This window comes from Vibrio sp. 1288 (genome assembly GCF_033344475.1).
In genome coordinates, this window is the sequence record NZ_JAWPOX010000004.1 from 241,178 (window position 1) to 257,158 (window position 15,981).

Below are 15,981 nucleotides of genomic sequence, written 5' to 3' on the forward strand. Positions count from 1 at the left end.
AACTTGGCTAACCTGTTAAAAATTAATCGAAATCTAAGGTTATATTTGCAACTTCGACATGTTAACATCATCGGCTTTTTGAACATCCTCACACTTTTCGTCGAAACGATGTGAGGGGAAATGCACGGCTTCATAGCCCTAAAAAGCGAAGTAATTATGTCAAATATGACGAATGCCGCCTCCCACACAGCGCCTATTCAGGATGCTGACTATTCTGCTATTCATCCCCCATCTTTACTCAAGCGCCTCGAACTCACCAATCCTGTCTTTTGGTTAAGTGGTAGCTTCCTCACTCTATTCGTTTTACTTGCTCTAACGAATACCGACTCTCTAACCGCAATGGTTAACACCGGCTTCGGCTTTGCTACTAAATATTTCGGAGCTTACTGGCAAGTACTGCTTCTTCTGAATTTCCTAATTGGTTTGGCTCTTGCGTTTGGTCGCACTGGTTATGTGCGCCTAGGTGGTCTAGCGAAACCTGATATTGATAACTTTAAGTGGTTGTCAATCGTACTCTGTACTCTACTTGCAGGTGGTGGTGTGTTCTGGGCCGCTGCTGAGCCTATCGCGCACTTTGTGACTGCTCCGCCTCTATACGGGGAAGCCTCACCGAAAACTGCCGCAATCAATGCCCTATCTCAGTCTTTTATGCACTGGGGCTTCTTAGCTTGGGCGATCCTTGGTGGTCTATCTTCCATTGTCTTAATGCACTTGCATTACGATAAAGGCCTGCCTCTTAAACCGCGTACTCTGCTTTACCCTGTGTTTGGTGATAAAGCCATTAAAGGCTGGATTGGTGATGTTGCTGACGCATGTAGCATCATTGCAGTAGCAGCAGGAACCATTGGTCCTATCGGCTTCTTAGGTTTACAAATTAGCTACGCGCTAAACTCATTGTTTGGCCTGCCAGATACGTTCGTAACGCAAAGTATGGTTATTATGGCGGCGATCCTGATGTATACCCTTTCCGCACTGAGCGGATTGAGCAAGGGTATTCAAATCGTCAGTCGTTACAACATCATTTTGTCTGTACTGTTAATTGGTTACATCCTGTTCTTCGGGCCGACAAGCTTTATCGTTGATGGCTACGTGCAAGGCGTTGGTCGTATGGTGGATAACTTCTTCCCTATGGCACTTTACCGTGGTGATACAGGCTGGCTAAGCTGGTGGACAGTATTCTTCTGGGGTTGGTTTATCGGTTATGGCCCAATGATGGCGATCTTTATTGCTCGTATTTCTCGTGGTCGTACAATTCGCCAATTAATCATGTCTATTAGCATCGCGGCACCGCTGATTACTTGCTTCTGGTTTAGTATCGTTGGTGGCAGTGGCCTTGCGTTTGAACTTGATAACCCTGGTTTGATTTCATCTGCGTTTGAAGGCTTTAACTTGCCCGCAGCACTGCTAGCGATTACTGGTGAATTACCTTACCCAATGATCATTTCGGTTCTGTTCCTGATCTTAACGACAACATTTATCGTGACGACGGGTGACTCGATGACTTACACAATCAGTGTAGTGATGACGGGCTCAACAGAACCAAACGCAGTGATTCGCTCGTTCTGGGGGCTGATTATGGGTATTGTCGCTATTGCGCTTATCTCAATGGGCTCTGGTGGTATTTCTGCATTGCAGTCTTTCATTGTAATTACTGCCGTGCCTGTGTCTTTCATTTTGCTGCCAAGCATTTGGAAAGCACCCGGCATTGCAAGCAGAATGGCAAAAGAGCAAGGCCTCGTTTAAAGCTCCTTCCTACCAATATGCGAAAAAGAGCCCTTCATTGGGCTCTTTTTAATTCTGCGCTTTATCCTACGCTATCAATGCGAATCATCACTGCGTCTGGACGCCAATACTCGAATTCGCAGTCCATTAAATGCCCATCTTGTTTGTAGTTTACCCGCCGAATTTTCAGAACGGGTTGTCCTTCAGCCAAGTTCAACGCTTTAGCGACATGAGCAGGTGCTGACGTTGGAATCACATCAAAACGAGAGCGCTTTGTTTCGTAACCATACTTCTCACGATAAATGCCCGTCAGGGACATGGTGAGGTTCTCAGACAATATACCCTCAAACAGTGCCGCTTTGAGCACGTTCTCAACAAACAATACCGCTCGCCCATCAATAAAACGTAACCGTTCAATTACATAAATTGGGGTAATTCGCTCCACCTCTAACGATTTGGCATACTCACCTGCGGCCATTTCACTTCGCACATTGAGTAACTTAGTTTCTGCAATACGATGCTGCTCTCGAATCATCTGATGGAAGTGAGAACGAGACAACGGGTTGTAACAGATACGCTCAGGAGATACATACCAACCCCGGCGCTCTTCTCGATAAATAAGACCTTCCGTTTCTAAAGACACCAACGCATCTTTGATAGTGATTCGAGTCGTAGAAAACAGCTCACTGAGCTCTCTCTCTGACGGCAGTTTTTGTCCTTCCGACATGATGCCGGAAAGAATCTGCTGTTTTAAGCTGCTTCTAATTTTTCCTAATTGGGTACCAAATTGTCCGGTGCCTGTCACTCTCATTCTGATCTAGTCCAACGATAATTTGACGAATAACATAAGGCGTTTACGTAACAAAAATATGACATTAATCAACAGAACACATACTGAACGTATGAAATATAAGTGCCATATAAAATCAGCAAAACTGTCAAATTACTTGCGCTAAATCGTCACATTCCATCCATAGCATACAAAGCGAACTTACTGACCTAGTCCAGAAGGATGGAGACAATGAAAACTTTGCTAAGTCGTTCAATTACCGCACCAGCGGCAATCATTGCGGTAACGCTCGCTACGCCAACAGTAGCGAAAGAAGCCGATATTGAATCTTTGGTAGCAGCAGCACAAAAAGAAGGGGCGGTTTACAGTGTGGGTATGCCTGACAGTTGGGCAAACTGGAAAGACACTTGGGCTGATTTAAAGTCAAATTACAACCTTAAGCACCAAGACACGGATATGAGCTCGGCTCAAGAAATCGCAAAATTCGAAGCTGAGAAGAAAAACGCGACCGCAGACATTGGTGACGTAGGCTTTGCCTTTGCACGTGTAGCGGTAAAAAAAGGCGTCACTCAGACATATAAACCAACAACTTGGAATGACATCCCAGATTGGGCAAAAGACGAAGATGGTCATTGGGCACTTGCCTACACTGGCACTATTTCTTTTATCTCCAACAATAACCTCGTAAAAGACGCGCCAAAAACGTGGGATGACCTATTAAAAGGCGACTACAAAGTGACCGTAGGTGACGTAGGCGTAGCAGCACAGGCAAACAACGCGGTTCTCGCCGCAGCGTTCGCCAACGGTGGGGACGAATCCAACCTCAAGCCTGCGCTCAAATTCTTTTCTGAACTCGCGAAGCAAGGTCGTCTTTCATTTACCGATCCGAACATCGCCAACCTAGAAAAAGGCGAAGTTGAAGTGGCGATCATGTGGGACTTCAATGCATTGAACTACCGCGACAAAATTGACCGCGACCGCTTTACAGTGAGCATTCCTCAAGATGGCTCTGTGATTTCTGGTTATACAACCATAATCAATAAATACGCGAAGAACCCTAATGCAGCAAAGCTTGCTCGTGAATACATCTTCAGCGATCAAGGGCAAATCAACTTAGCAGAAGGTTATGCGCGTCCAATCCGCACCAACATCACACTGCCTCAAGCAGTGCAAGACAAGCTAATTGCTAATGACCAATACAGCAATGTTCACCCAGTGACTGACTTCTCAGCTTGGGAAAAATCCGCACGTAAGCTGCCACGTCAATGGCAAGAAAGTGTCTTAATCCACCAGCAATAAGAGTAAGTCGTTATGAGCAATAAGGTCATCCTTGTTGTTCTAGATGGACTGAACTATCAGGTAGCCCGTGATTGCATGGGCTACCTCAATGGTCTTCTAGAACAAAGTCGTTCCCAACAAGAAACTCGCGCAACGCTTTATCCTGTGCAGTGTGAGCTGCCCTCTATGTCTCGCCCACTTTATGAGTGCATTTTAACGGGCGTTCGCCCTGTAGAAAGCGGCATCGTAAACAACAATATCGTTCGTCTATCCAAACACGATTCCATTTTCAGTTTGGCAAAAGCCCAAGGAAAAGTGACCGCTGCGGCTGCCTACCACTGGGTAAGTGAGCTTTACAATCGCGCGCCATTTGAACCTGTTCGCGATCGTTTCACGCATGATGAAACCCTGAATATCCAGCACGGCTGCTTTTACCATTGGGATCATTATCCTGATGAAGCCTTGTTCCTGGACGCAGAGTATTTACGTCGCAACTATCAACCTGATTTCTTATTGATCCATCCGATGAATATCGACGATACAGGACATAAGTTTGGCCTAGACTCTCGCCAATACCGCAATTGTGCGCGAGGTGCAGACATTATTCTTTCCAACTACATCGATCAATGGCTTGCTGATGGGTATCAAATCATTGTGACCAGCGATCATGGCATGAACAACGATCTTTCTCACGGTGGGATTTTACCTGAAGAGCGAGAAGTTCCCCTGTTTGTCATTGGTGATAAGTTTACCCATCAAGATTGTCATATTAAGCAAACTGATATTTGTGGCACCGTTTGTCAATTGCTAAACCTTGACCACACGAAGCCATACACTCAGGAATTGTTAGCACTATGAGAAGTTCAGTCCTCTCCCCTAGCTCTAGCGAATCACGCTCAAATTTGGCAAGTACTTGGTTAAAGCGCTTTAAGCCTGCCATTTGGTTGGCGCCTTTCGCGCTGTTTTTCTACCTATTTCAACTCGCACCGATGATTTGGGTACTGTTAAACAGCTTTATCTACGATGGCGAGTTTGCCTTCGATAACTACATTGAAGTGCTCGACTCCGCCTTTATGATGCAGGCGTTTGGCAACAGTTTGTGGTTAGCTGTGTGGTCGAGCATTTTTGGCTTAGCCATTGCGACTCTGTTGGTCTCTTCTCTACGCAGAGTCGATTCTAAAGTCCGCGACGGTGTGATTGCGTTTACGAACATGAGCAGCAACTTTGCAGGCGTACCTCTGTCATTCGCTTTTATTATTATTTTGGGCACCAATGGGGCGATTACCCTTTTGCTCAAGCAGTATGGCTTACTCGGTGATTTCGACCTTTATGGTAAATGGGGCCTGCTGGCCATTTACATCTACTTCCAAATCCCGCTGGCGGTGTTGTTGCTCTACCCTGCGTTCGACGCGTTGAGTGATGATTGGCAAGCAGCAGCTGCGCTACTGGGAGCCAAAACATCACAGTATTGGGCGAAAATCGCGCTGCCAGTGCTCTCACCAGCCTTATTCGGTACCTTTATTATCTTAATAGCCAACGCAATTGGCGCATATGCGAGTGTTTATGCGTTGACCTCCGGTAACTATAACGTCATCACAATTCGAATTGCGAGTCTGGTATCGGGAGACCTGTTCCTTGAACCTAATCTCGCCGCTGCAATTTCGGTGATTCTAATGGCGTTACTTGCCTTTATCACAGTGATTAACCAATGGCTCATTTCGAAAAGCTATGCAGGTAGGAAGTAGTCATGAACAACGTTAATAATCGATTCCATAAAACGGTGGTTTATTCCATTGTTGGGATCATGCTCATCCCGATTTTAGCGACCTTTGTCTATTCGCTTTCATCACGCTGGGGCGCCACGGTGCTTCCAGATGGTTTCACTTTTGATTGGTACGTTAAATTGCTGACCGACCCACGCTTTTTGCAAGCATTTGGGCGTTCGCTGTTTATTTGTATTGCTTCGCTAACCCTCAGTGTGATTCTAGTTCTGCCAGCGATATTCGTGGTGTTTTACTACTTTCCAAGGCTCGATAAGCTCATGAACGTATTGATTTTGCTACCATTCGCTGTACCACCAGTGGTGTCCTCCGTCGGCTTGCTTCAACTTTATGCTGACAGTGAAATCTCCCTTATCGGTACTCCTTGGATTCTAGTAGGTACTTACTTCACCATCGCGTTACCGTTCATGTATCGTGCGATTTCTAATAGCTTCGAAGCAATTAACCTTAACGATTTAATGGACGCTGCACACTTGCTAGGAGCAAGCACAACCAAAGCGTTTTTGATGGTCATTTTACCTAACCTCAAAAAAGGACTGATGGCATCGCTTTTCCTTTCATTTTCATTTCTATTGGGAGAGTTTGTGTTCGCCAATATTTTAGTCGGCACACGTTATGAAACCCTGCAAATCTACTTGTATAACATGCGTCAGACGAGCGGCCACTTTACGTCTGCCATAGTGATGACCTACTTCCTATTTATTTTTTTACTGACTTGGTTGGCAAGTCGTTTCAGCCGAGGAGTCAAACAATGAGCTACGTAACAGCGAAAAATCTGACTAAACGTTTTGGTGATAACACCGTATTTGAGGACATTCACTTTAACATCGAGCAAGGTGAATTCATTACGCTTTTGGGCCCTAGCGGTTGTGGTAAATCGACACTACTTCGCAGCCTTGCTGGGCTTAACCCTGTCGATGGAGGCGAGATTTGGGTAAACGGAGAAGATATCACGCATCAAGTCCCGCAAGAGCGTGGTATTGGGATGGTCTTTCAATCGTATGCGCTGTTTCCCAATATGACCGTCGAAGGCAACATTGCATTTGGCTTAAAAATGAAAAAGCTTGCGAATGATGATATTCGACGTGAAGTGGCTAAAGTCATCAAACTGGTGGATCTGGCAGGTAAAGAAAAACACTATCCGCATCAACTTTCTGGCGGTCAGCGCCAGCGTGTCGCACTCGCTCGAGCGTTGGTGGTGAAACCTCGCATATTATTGCTTGATGAACCACTTTCTGCGCTTGATGCCAAAATCCGCAAACACCTTCGTCAGCAAATCCGAGACATTCAGAAAGAGATGAATCTCACCACTATCTTCGTAACTCATGACCAAGAAGAGGCGATGATTATGTCTGATCGTATCTTCCTAATGAGTAAAGGAGAAATTGTTCAAGCAGGAACACCTGAAGAAATTTATACTCATCCTGCTAACGAGTTTGTGGCCGGTTTCATGGGGCACTACAACCTTGTAGAGGCCAATAAAGCCAAGCAACTCTTCAACATTGATACCGAATGGAAAGTGGCGATTCGCCCAGAGTCTATATATGTAAAAGAGCAAGGTCGTCAATATGATAGCCACATCTCAGCGCCACAAGTAGGTACGATCACCAACCACCAGCTTCTAGGTAATGTTATTCGCTATCAAGTGAACGTTGAAGAGTGTGAGCTCACTGTTGACTTGCTTAACCGCTCTTCAGAACGCTTACTAGCGAATGGCAGCCAACTAGAGCTACTCTTTAACCTAAACGAAATTCAGCCAGTGAGAGCCTAAACATGTCCAAACCTTTGTATGTTTTTGATATGGATGAAACCCTAATAAACGCTGACTGCGCAATGATTTGGAACGAGTTTATGGTTGAGAGAGACATCGCGACTGATCCTTTATTTATTAAGGAAGATCAGCGTCTAATGGCCTTGTACTCTGAAGGCAAAATGGACATGGAAGATTACCTAGCGTTCTCCATGAAGCCACTAGAAAACATGCCGATTGAAGAAGTAAACGCCTTGGTTGAAGAATGTGTTGAAAGCCATATTTTGCCTAAACAGTTCCCTCAAGCCAAAACCCTGATTGAGCAACTGTCTCGTGATGGTATAGATATGGTTATCATCTCTGCCAGCGTCACTTTTTTGGTGGAAGCCGTTGGTCGCCGTCTTAATATTCCAACCGCACTCGGAATTGATTTAATCGAGAAAAACAACCGTTATACTGCTGAAATCGACGGTATCCCGAGTTATCGTGAAGGCAAAGTCACGCGATTAAAACAGTGGCTAGAAAATCAGCCTGAGCCTTATTCCGAAATCCATTTCTATACCGATTCAATCAACGATTTACCGCTTTGTGAATACGCGAACTACGCTTATCTGGTAAATCCATGCCCACAACTAAAAGAACACGCCAACAGACCGAATTGGAGTGTGTTAAGTTGGGGGTGATCTAGCCTCAAAAGACCGTTCTTCCTAAGTAAATACTTTTCTATTTGTTCAAAGAGCAGTTCTTTCTGCTCTTTTTTACTTCTCTTCATCACAAATTAATCACTTGATTAAATACTGATTAATTTTTCACATGTCGCATGAGAAATCAGCGTCTTATAATTAATCAAATGTTTAATATTTTGAGAGAAGATTGTGACGGAAGCGCATCGAAGGGCGGGAAGACCCACAGATAATATCGACGCAAGGGAAAAACTGATTTTCCACGCGCGCGAACTCTTCACCATTATGGCTTATGACAAGGTCTCTACTCGCCTAGTCGCGCAGAAAGCAGGCGTGAACGTTGCGATGATTCGCTACTACTTTGGCAACAAAGAAGGCTTGTTCGAGACCATGTTGCGCGAAACACTGTCACCGATGCAAAAGCAGATGCAGACGTTGGTATCCAACAGTAACGAGCAAAACTTTCTCGATCTAATGCGCACCTACTACCGCGAAATGATCAAGGTACCACAGTTTCCACGCTTAGTTGCCCAAGTTATGAATATGCCCCCATCGGAAACCCAACGCAAACTGCTCGAAAAAGTCTTCGCAGATATCAGTAAGCCAATGCAAGGCGTGATCTTTGATAAATTGATCGACAGTGGCGTTTTACGAAAAGACGCCGACCCTCAACTTTGTCGCGTCTCTTACATCAGCTTGATGGTATTTCCTTTTATGGCGCCACCAGCACTGCTTGCCATTCATGGCATTGAACTTTCAGAAGCCTTCTTGAACCGATTATTCGAACACAACATACAACTGATGAAACATGGATTTTTAGACTCGGGCGACCAATATGAAAATAAATAAAAAGCTGCTGTTCTTTCCTGCTCTTGCGGTGGGGGTCGTCATTCTGTTTTTGGCGATTAGCCTCAAACCAGATTTGCCCGTAAAACCCGCAGGAGATCGTGCACGGTTGGTCGAGACAATTCCTCTTGAGCTCAAAGCCATTGCTCCAGTGGCCATAGGTTTCGGCAAGATCGCACCAAAAGTGAAATGGAAAGCGATAGCCGAAGTGACGGGTAAAGTGGTCTACCGCCATCCGCAACTGGAAAAAGGACAAGTGCTGCAAGCAGGAACGGAAATCTTGCGAATCGACCCACTCGATTACGAACTGAAACTGGTTCAAGCTCAAGCCGATCTCAAATCTGCCCAAACCTCTCTGGCTAAGCTGAACCAAGAAGAAGCGAATCTCAAAAGCACCCTCAAGATAGAAGCCAACCGTCTGGTCATCGCCAACAAAGAGTTAGACCGTAAGCAAAACCTACGTAAAAAAGGCCTAACGTCTCAATCGGATGTAGATCAGCAAGAGCAAAGCGCGCTCTCTCAACGTAAGTTAGTACTGGATATTGAAAATCAAATTGGTTTGATGCCGGATGAGAAACGAGTCGCGGAAGCCCTAGTTAAAGTTAATGCATCAAAAGTGGATGAGGCCGAACGCTCGCTTGATAAAACCATCATCACCCTTCCTTACGATTTGCGCATTGCAGAAGTCGAGATTGAGCAAAACCAAGTGGTTAATCTACAACAGACCATGGTGACCGGGCATGGTATTGATGTTATGGAGGTTGAAGCTCAACTGTCCATTCATGACATGCAAACTTTGGCTGCGAGCATCGGTGAGTTTGTTCGTGATGAATCTGGTATTCCACAACCTGATATGAATGCGATTCATGCCAACATTGAACTCAGCAGCGGTAACCTCTCTGCAAGCTGGCCTGCGAAAGTTGCACGCATCAGTGAAACGGTTGATCCAAGCCAAGCGACTGCCGGTGTGATTCTGGAAATTGAACAAGACTACCGTGCATTAAACCCAACCTCTGCGCCTCCACTAGTGAACGGCATGTTTGTGCGAGCCTTGATTGAGGGACAAGAGAACCCGAGTTGGGTCATCCCAGAGCGTGCGCTTCATGGCGATAAGATTTACCTGATGGGAGATGACAACCGTCTGCAAGTCGTGACGGTTGAAGTGTTATATCGCCGAAATAACCAAGTGGTGATCGATGGCGAATTGGAGCAAGGTCAGAAACTGATCATCAACGATTTGCTGCCTGCGATTAATGGCATGCTATTGAAAGAATCACCTGAACAGTCAGAAGCCACTGTTGAGGAGTCTGATTCATGATCCGATTCTTCGCCAAGCACCCAACGGCAGCCAACTTGCTGATGCTAACGCTGCTGATATTGGGGATTTCTTCACTTTCCACGATTAAGCGGGAAACCTTTCCTGAGTTTGATCCACCCTACATCCTAGCTGGTGTAGTTTACCCTGGCGCTTCCCCGCAAGAAGTCGAAGAGAGTATCTGTGTCCGCATGGAAGATGCTGTTGATGGCCTTGCTAACATTGAAGAAACGCAATGTGAAGCGATTGAAGGCTCTGCGCGTCTTATCTTAAAACTGAATGAAGAAGCCGACATCGGCCGCATGTTGGTCGACGTTCAAACTCAAATCAACTCGATTAATGACTTCCCACAAGAAATTGAGTCTCCCGTAGTCCAAGAGTTGGATTGGAATGAGCCAGTTGTGGATGTCGCGATCACTGCAGGCACCACATGGCCAGAGCTAAAAGCTTATGCAGAACAACTTAAGCGCACGTTGAAGCTCGATTACGATGTGTCTTTGGTTGAAGTTGCAGGCTTCTCTGACCACCAATACCGAGTAGAGCTAGATACTCAAGCTATTCGACAACTTGGCTTAAGTGTTGGCGATATTGCTGAGCAGATTGGTCGTCAGAACGTCAAGTTGCCAAGTGGTAATGTCGAAACGCCAGATAAGAACTTTCTGATCCGCTTTGATGAACGACGTGTGACGCCAGAAGAGCTTGAGACTATTGTCGTGGGCTCTGGTCCAAATGGATCAATCATCCCTCTAAGAGACATTGCGACGATTACCGACCGATTTGAATTGGACGAACAGAAAGTCCTCTTTGATGGTCACCCTTCTGCCCTACTAAAAGTCAGCAAAAACAAAGAAGACGATGCACTGCGCATTAAAGAACGTGTTGCTCAATTTGTCGAAGAACAACAAGCTATCGCGCCAGACGGTGTGATGCTACAAATGACCAATGACCTTTCATCCGTGCTTTGGGATCGCCTGACCATGATGGTCAAAAACGGTTGGCAAGGTATCATTCTGGTCTTCGCCACCATGTGGTTGTTCTTTAGTTTTCGCTATTCCTTTTGGGTCGCAGCTGGTTTACCCGTTGCCTTCTTAGGTGGGTTATTTTTGATGGCGCAACTTGGCCTGTCCATCAACATCATGTCTTTGGTCGGGTTACTCATGGCCATCGGTATCATGATGGATGATGCCATCGTTATTGCCGAATCGATTGCCGCTCACCTCGACCGAGGAGAAGAGATCGATGATGCCGTGATAAAAGGAGTGAAAAAGGTACTGCCGGGGGTCATCTCTTCCTTTTTAACTACGGTGTGTATTTTCGGTAGCTTGTTATTTTTGCAAGGTGAAATGGGTGCGGTACTTAAAGCGGTTCCTCAAGTTCTGATCCTCGTACTGAGTTTAAGTTTGGTGGAAGCCTTCTTGATTCTACCTAACCACCTTTCTCACTCACTACACAAACAAAAGCAAGAGCGAAAAACACCGAAGTTCAAACAAAAGCTGCTCGCTTCTTTTGAAAACTTCCGCAACACCACCTTGGTCAACGCAGTGGATAAAGTGGTCGAGTATCGCTATGCCTTTATGGGCGGTGTGGTTGCCTTGCTTCTTATCTCCGCTGCCACGTTAGTAGGTGGTTTGCTCAAGTTCCAACCCTTCCCTGAACTGGATGGCGACATTGCAGAAGCGCGTATTATTCTTCCTCCGGGTTCTTCTCTGTCTCAAACGGAAGCTGTCGTCGGTAAGATCGTTGCTTCCGCTCAAAAGCTAGATAAAGAATGGACAGAAAAAGTGGAAGACGGCAATCCATTGGTTCTGCACATCACCAGTCAATTCAACGCTAACGCCGACGCGAATGAATCTGGCCCTCACATTGCCACGGTACGTCTGGATTTGCTGGGTGCAGAGAGTCGTAACACACTCATCGATGAATTTATCGATGCATGGCGCGAAGACATCGGTGAACTTGCCGATCCAATCTCACTGGTATTTAAACAACCGACCATGGGGCCAGGTGGACGAGCGATTGAAATTCGAGCGAAACATGATGATCTGGATGCGCTCAAAGCGGCCTCTATCGACATTCAGCAATACTTGAATGAGTTTGACGGTGTCCATGGCGTGTTGGATGACATGCGTATGGGTAAAGAAGAAGTCTTGGTTAAACTGCGTCCGGGTGCAGAAGCTTATGGGATTAACGGCCAACTCATCGCCAATCAATTGCGCGCGGCTTTCTTTGGCCAAACCGCAGACGAAATCCAAGTTGGGGTTGAAAACATTTCCATCGAAGTTCGCCTTGATAAAGCGCAAGCTGGTGACTTACAGCAATTGGCAAACTTCCCAATTATCTTGTCCGATGGCAGTCAAATTCCACTCGCGACCATTGCGACTTTGGATTTCCAACGTAATTACGTAAGAATCCAGCGCATCGATGGCTTGCGCACTGTGAGCGTATTCGGCGATATCGACAATACGAAAGCCAACTCAACCGCCATTATTCGTCAGTTCCAACAGGATGAAGCACCAAAGCTTATGCAAAAGTACCCTGGTCTTCGCTTTGATTTTGAAGGTGAAGCCAAAGATACCGCTGAAACTGGCGCATCAATGGGTAAAGGCTTCTTGCTTGGTTTGTTTGGCGTGTTTGCGATTCTGAGTTACCAATTCCGCAGTTATTTGGAACCATTCGTCGTCATGCTTGCGATTCCCCTCGCCTTTATTGGCGTGGTATGGGGACACATCCTACTCGGTCACTCATTAAGTATGCCAAGTATGATGGGCTTCGTCTCATTAGCAGGGATTGTGGTGAATGACTCGATTCTGTTAGTTCAGTACATACGCCATCATGTGGATGAAGGGGATAATGTACATGACTCAGTAGTCAAAGCCAGTCGGGAACGCTTTAGAGCAGTATTCCTAACATCAATGACCACTGCAGCAGGTTTGCTTCCGTTACTGACTGAAACCAGTTTGCAAGCACAGGTTATCCAACCACTGGTTATCTCCATCGTGTTTGGTATTTTCGCATCCACTCTGCTGGTGTTGTTTATGATCCCTGCTGCGTATGCCATTTTAGCTGACTTCGGCCTAGTCCATAAGCACGAAGAAATCTAAAACGACTGATAAGTAAACTTATCAAAATGAACAAGAACGGCTTAGGTCGCTTTTTGTTCAATACCAATGCGTTAAAAAACACACAATCACTTAACAAACAGAGGGTTATTGTGTCTCATTAAGTGTAAATATGAACAGTTAAGGATTAAGTATGTTGAGTTTTATATAACCAAATCAAATAACCAACACAAGATTTATAATATGTTTTATTGTCAAAAACGGCATTTCACAGAGTAAAAATACACGCAGGCAACACATTCACAATTTAAACTCACGATAATGAAAACATTGATTGAAGAATTAACATTTTAACAATCATTACAACAATGTTAACTTTAGCCTCGTTGGTCGCGCTGGTGGTAAGCCTCTCACCAAGCCTATTGTCAGTTTTATATGGACGTTCGACCACCTCCAAAATGAATAGACACCCAATTTGGTGCCCTTTTTTCGCCCGTGAAAGCATTCTTCGCGGGCTTTTTTCTTTAAGTTAAGTATGAACGCTCTGGATCAACTTTTTTTTGCCAACCTTTCGGATTTGGAGGTAGTATGCGAATCAATAAGCGGAGACAGTGCTAGCAACTCTAAAACATTTTTTTCAAAGATTTCATCCGCGTGTCTTACCCAATCTAAAAACTTTTTTTGAGCAAACATAGGCTCGATTTCATATAAAAATTCAATACTAAAGTAAAACTCATTTTTGATAGGCAAATTGTACACTCTTCGATAGTCTTTTTTATACTCCAAATTTCCTTCTACATATTTTGAAAATGTATTTCCACCAATCTTGATATCTTGGCATTTGATTGGAGGGTAACCACGAAGAAACTCTCCTACAAGGAACTCTTCTTTCGCTCTCTTTTTTTCTTCGTTTATCGGGTCCATTCCCCAACGATGATTTGCATACGCAATAGCATCATTCATCAACTCTGTATGATCACCTTTTTGAGAACCGTCAGGTGACTCTACAGCATGATAAAAATCTACGTACTCTTTCTCTATAAATGAAGATAGTTGATTAACACTAGTAATATATTTATCTGAAGATTTAATCCTTAACCGAATATATAAGCCACCTTGTTTATTGATTGGTAATAGTGGATTTATTATTTTATTTTGAAAAGAGAAATAAATCGTGGCCACGTTTATAAACTTTTCATGCCGCTCTACTTTTGAATCAATATTGAATCGTTGTAATTCAATAAAATCTTGGTATACATGACCTTCATATATATTGTTCGGACATTCAAATGATAGTACTAAGTCATCTATCTGGAATACATTATGTAACAAGTGTGCAAAATCTGGTTTCCCTCTAAACCCATCTTTAAAGATTTTGATAAAATTCATATTTATATCTCTTGTTATTTAAATATGTATTGATATTTGTGATAGGCTCTATACTAAATCCATTGGCTTTATATGCGCCATGGCGTACAAAGGTAAATAGACATCCAATTTGATTCATTTTTCTCTCATGGCTACATACTTTGCTAGCTTTTCTTGACGCTGTGTTACTCTGCCTTAGTTTTTTCGTTCAATCCCTTTACCGCTTTGGCTGTATACGAGTCGATGAGCGGAGACAAATCCAGTAATTCCAATACTTTTTTTTCAAAGGTTTCATCCGCACTTCTCACCCAATCTAAAAACTTCTGCTTAGCAAACATCGATTCGTACTTATACCAAAACTCGATGCTCAGGTAGAATTCATTTTTTATGGGTAAATTGTATACTCTTCGTAATTCACTCTTATACTTAAGATTACCTTCTGAGTATTTTGAGTATTTGTTTTTTCCAACTTCAACTATCTCACACTTTATTGGTGGATAACCACTTAAGAAACCTCTAATTAAATATTCTTCTTTTTCTCTTTTTCGGTGTTCACTTTCTGGAATTTCTCCCCATTGTTTATTCGCACGCTTAGTCAATTCTTTCATCAAGTCTGTATGATACCCCCTCATAGAGCCTTCACTTTGCTCCGGGGCATGATAAAAATCATAATATTCTCTCTCTAAAAATGAGGACAATTGACTAATATTATCAATATCTTCTCCAGTAGATTTAACCCGTAGCCTAATATATAATCCACCTTGTTTGTTAATAGGAAGCAAAGGGTTTAATATTTTCTTCTGAAACAAAAAATATACCGTAGCTAACTTTACAAACCTTTCATGCCTCTCTATTTTTGATTCAACATCGAACTGTTCTAAATTAACAAGATCCTGGTATACATGTCCTTCATATATGTTGTTCGGACACTCAAATGACAGCACTAAGTCATCTATCTGGAACGCATTATGTAATAAGCCAGAGAAATCCGGCTTTCCTCTAAAACCATCTTTACACATTTTAATAAAACTCATATGTCTATCTCTTACTCTTCAAATATGCATCAATACCTTTAAACGAACGCCTGCAATATGAGTTCTAATTCAAGTAAAGATAAGCCACATACTAAGGTATTATGAAGGTCAAAAAGGAGATCGGATCTTTTCAAAATTTTAAATATCTAACATCACCTCCACTTTACTGAAATCTACACTTTTAAAAGTTACATCCGCTCCATCCAGCAATAGCTCATCAAACACGCCAACTATTGATAATAGGCTTGAGGATCTGATCTCCACCCATGAAATGAGAAGTAAATTACCACCTTCTAAAGAAGGTGGCTTTGTGTGAGCCCCCTAAAAGGGGGCCTTTGTTTAGTCCAGCGCCAAT

Annotated in this window: 13 protein-coding genes; 10 read left to right on the forward strand and 3 right to left on the reverse strand. The window is 43.9% G+C overall.

Annotated elements, in window-relative coordinates; all coding sequences use genetic code 11:
* Positions 1–156: 156 nt before the first annotated feature.
* Positions 157–1,743: a BCCT family transporter gene (locus R8O11_RS05190; RefSeq protein WP_005373846.1), complete on the forward strand. Its 1,587-nt coding sequence runs from the start codon at positions 157–159 to the stop codon at positions 1,741–1,743.
* 61 nt (positions 1,744–1,804) lie between these two features.
* Here the strand turns inward: R8O11_RS05190 and R8O11_RS05195 are convergent, their stop codons facing one another.
* Positions 1,805–2,533: a UTRA domain-containing protein gene (locus tag R8O11_RS05195; RefSeq protein ID WP_047102767.1), complete on the reverse strand. Its 729-nt coding sequence runs from the start codon at positions 2,531–2,533 to the stop codon at positions 1,805–1,807.
* 210 nt (positions 2,534–2,743) lie between these two features.
* On the opposite strand from R8O11_RS05195, the gene R8O11_RS05200 reads away from it, so the two are divergent.
* The 9 genes from R8O11_RS05200 (at position 2,744) to R8O11_RS05240 (ending at position 13,266) form a co-directional block, all read left to right on the forward strand.
* Positions 2,744–3,811 (forward strand): ABC transporter substrate-binding protein, encoded by a 1,068-nt coding sequence (locus R8O11_RS05200; protein ID WP_318193966.1) that lies wholly within the window; start codon positions 2,744–2,746, stop codon positions 3,809–3,811.
* A gap of 12 nt (positions 3,812–3,823) precedes the next feature.
* A complete protein-coding gene (locus R8O11_RS05205; RefSeq protein ID WP_005373854.1) occupies positions 3,824–4,648 on the forward strand; it encodes an alkaline phosphatase family protein in 825 nt (274 codons plus the stop codon).
* Positions 4,645–5,535, forward strand: a complete 891-nt coding sequence (locus tag R8O11_RS05210; protein WP_053304599.1) for an ABC transporter permease — start codon at positions 4,645–4,647, stop codon at positions 5,533–5,535. Before R8O11_RS05205 ends, R8O11_RS05210 begins: the two co-directional genes overlap by 4 nt.
* A gap of 2 nt (positions 5,536–5,537) precedes the next feature.
* Entirely contained in the window at positions 5,538–6,326 is a 789-nt protein-coding gene (locus R8O11_RS05215; RefSeq protein WP_262657011.1) for an ABC transporter permease, read from the forward strand.
* Positions 6,323–7,342 carry an ABC transporter ATP-binding protein gene (locus tag R8O11_RS05220; protein WP_005373862.1) on the forward strand — a complete coding sequence of 340 codons (1,020 nt, stop codon included), beginning with the start codon at positions 6,323–6,325 and terminating at the stop codon, positions 7,340–7,342. Before R8O11_RS05215 ends, R8O11_RS05220 begins: the two co-directional genes overlap by 4 nt.
* A 2-nt stretch (positions 7,343–7,344) precedes the next feature.
* Positions 7,345–8,004, forward strand: coding sequence for an HAD family hydrolase (locus R8O11_RS05225; protein ID WP_005387091.1), 660 nt, complete (start codon positions 7,345–7,347; stop codon positions 8,002–8,004).
* A gap of 192 nt (positions 8,005–8,196) precedes the next feature.
* A complete protein-coding gene (locus R8O11_RS05230) occupies positions 8,197–8,853 on the forward strand; it encodes a TetR/AcrR family transcriptional regulator (protein WP_005387092.1) in 657 nt (218 codons plus the stop codon).
* Entirely contained in the window at positions 8,840–10,168 is a 1,329-nt protein-coding gene (locus tag R8O11_RS05235) for an efflux RND transporter periplasmic adaptor subunit (RefSeq protein ID WP_005387094.1), read from the forward strand. The genes R8O11_RS05230 and R8O11_RS05235 overlap by 14 nt, the downstream gene beginning before the upstream one ends.
* Complete coding sequence (locus R8O11_RS05240; protein ID WP_318193967.1) at positions 10,165–13,266, forward strand: efflux RND transporter permease subunit; 3,102 nt, start codon at positions 10,165–10,167, stop codon at positions 13,264–13,266. Before R8O11_RS05235 ends, R8O11_RS05240 begins: the two co-directional genes overlap by 4 nt.
* A gap of 507 nt (positions 13,267–13,773) precedes the next feature.
* On the opposite strand, the gene R8O11_RS05245 is transcribed toward R8O11_RS05240, so the two are convergent.
* Both R8O11_RS05245 and R8O11_RS05250 read right to left on the reverse strand, forming a co-directional pair.
* Entirely contained in the window at positions 13,774–14,613 is an 840-nt protein-coding gene (locus R8O11_RS05245; protein ID WP_318193968.1) for a DNAase, read from the reverse strand.
* A gap of 164 nt (positions 14,614–14,777) precedes the next feature.
* On the reverse strand, positions 14,778–15,626 hold the full coding sequence (locus tag R8O11_RS05250; protein WP_318193969.1) for a DNAase: 849 nt from the start codon (positions 15,624–15,626) through the stop codon (positions 14,778–14,780).
* Between the last annotated feature and the right edge of the window lie 355 nt (positions 15,627–15,981).

Bases quoted from the DNA above. Each gene is read 5' to 3' on its own strand.
- R8O11_RS05200 (WP_318193966.1), top strand. From the start codon at position 2,744: ATGAAAACTTTGCTAAGTCGTTCAATTACCGCACCAGCGGCAATCATT.
- R8O11_RS05225 (WP_005387091.1), top strand. From the start codon at position 7,345: ATGTCCAAACCTTTGTATGTTTTTGATATGGATGAAACCCTAATAAAC.
- R8O11_RS05195 (WP_047102767.1), bottom strand. From the start codon at position 2,533: ATGAGAGTGACAGGCACCGGACAATTTGGTACCCAATTAGGAAAAATT.
- R8O11_RS05245 (WP_318193968.1), bottom strand. From the start codon at position 14,613: ATGAATTTTATCAAAATCTTTAAAGATGGGTTTAGAGGGAAACCAGAT.
- R8O11_RS05235 (WP_005387094.1), top strand. From the start codon at position 8,840: ATGAAAATAAATAAAAAGCTGCTGTTCTTTCCTGCTCTTGCGGTGGGG.
- R8O11_RS05205 (WP_005373854.1), top strand. From the start codon at position 3,824: ATGAGCAATAAGGTCATCCTTGTTGTTCTAGATGGACTGAACTATCAG.
- R8O11_RS05210 (WP_053304599.1), top strand. From the start codon at position 4,645: ATGAGAAGTTCAGTCCTCTCCCCTAGCTCTAGCGAATCACGCTCAAAT.
- R8O11_RS05220 (WP_005373862.1), top strand. From the start codon at position 6,323: ATGAGCTACGTAACAGCGAAAAATCTGACTAAACGTTTTGGTGATAAC.
- R8O11_RS05215 (WP_262657011.1), top strand. From the start codon at position 5,538: ATGAACAACGTTAATAATCGATTCCATAAAACGGTGGTTTATTCCATT.
- R8O11_RS05240 (WP_318193967.1), top strand. From the start codon at position 10,165: ATGATCCGATTCTTCGCCAAGCACCCAACGGCAGCCAACTTGCTGATG.
- R8O11_RS05250 (WP_318193969.1), bottom strand. From the start codon at position 15,626: ATGAGTTTTATTAAAATGTGTAAAGATGGTTTTAGAGGAAAGCCGGAT.
- R8O11_RS05190 (WP_005373846.1), top strand. From the start codon at position 157: ATGTCAAATATGACGAATGCCGCCTCCCACACAGCGCCTATTCAGGAT.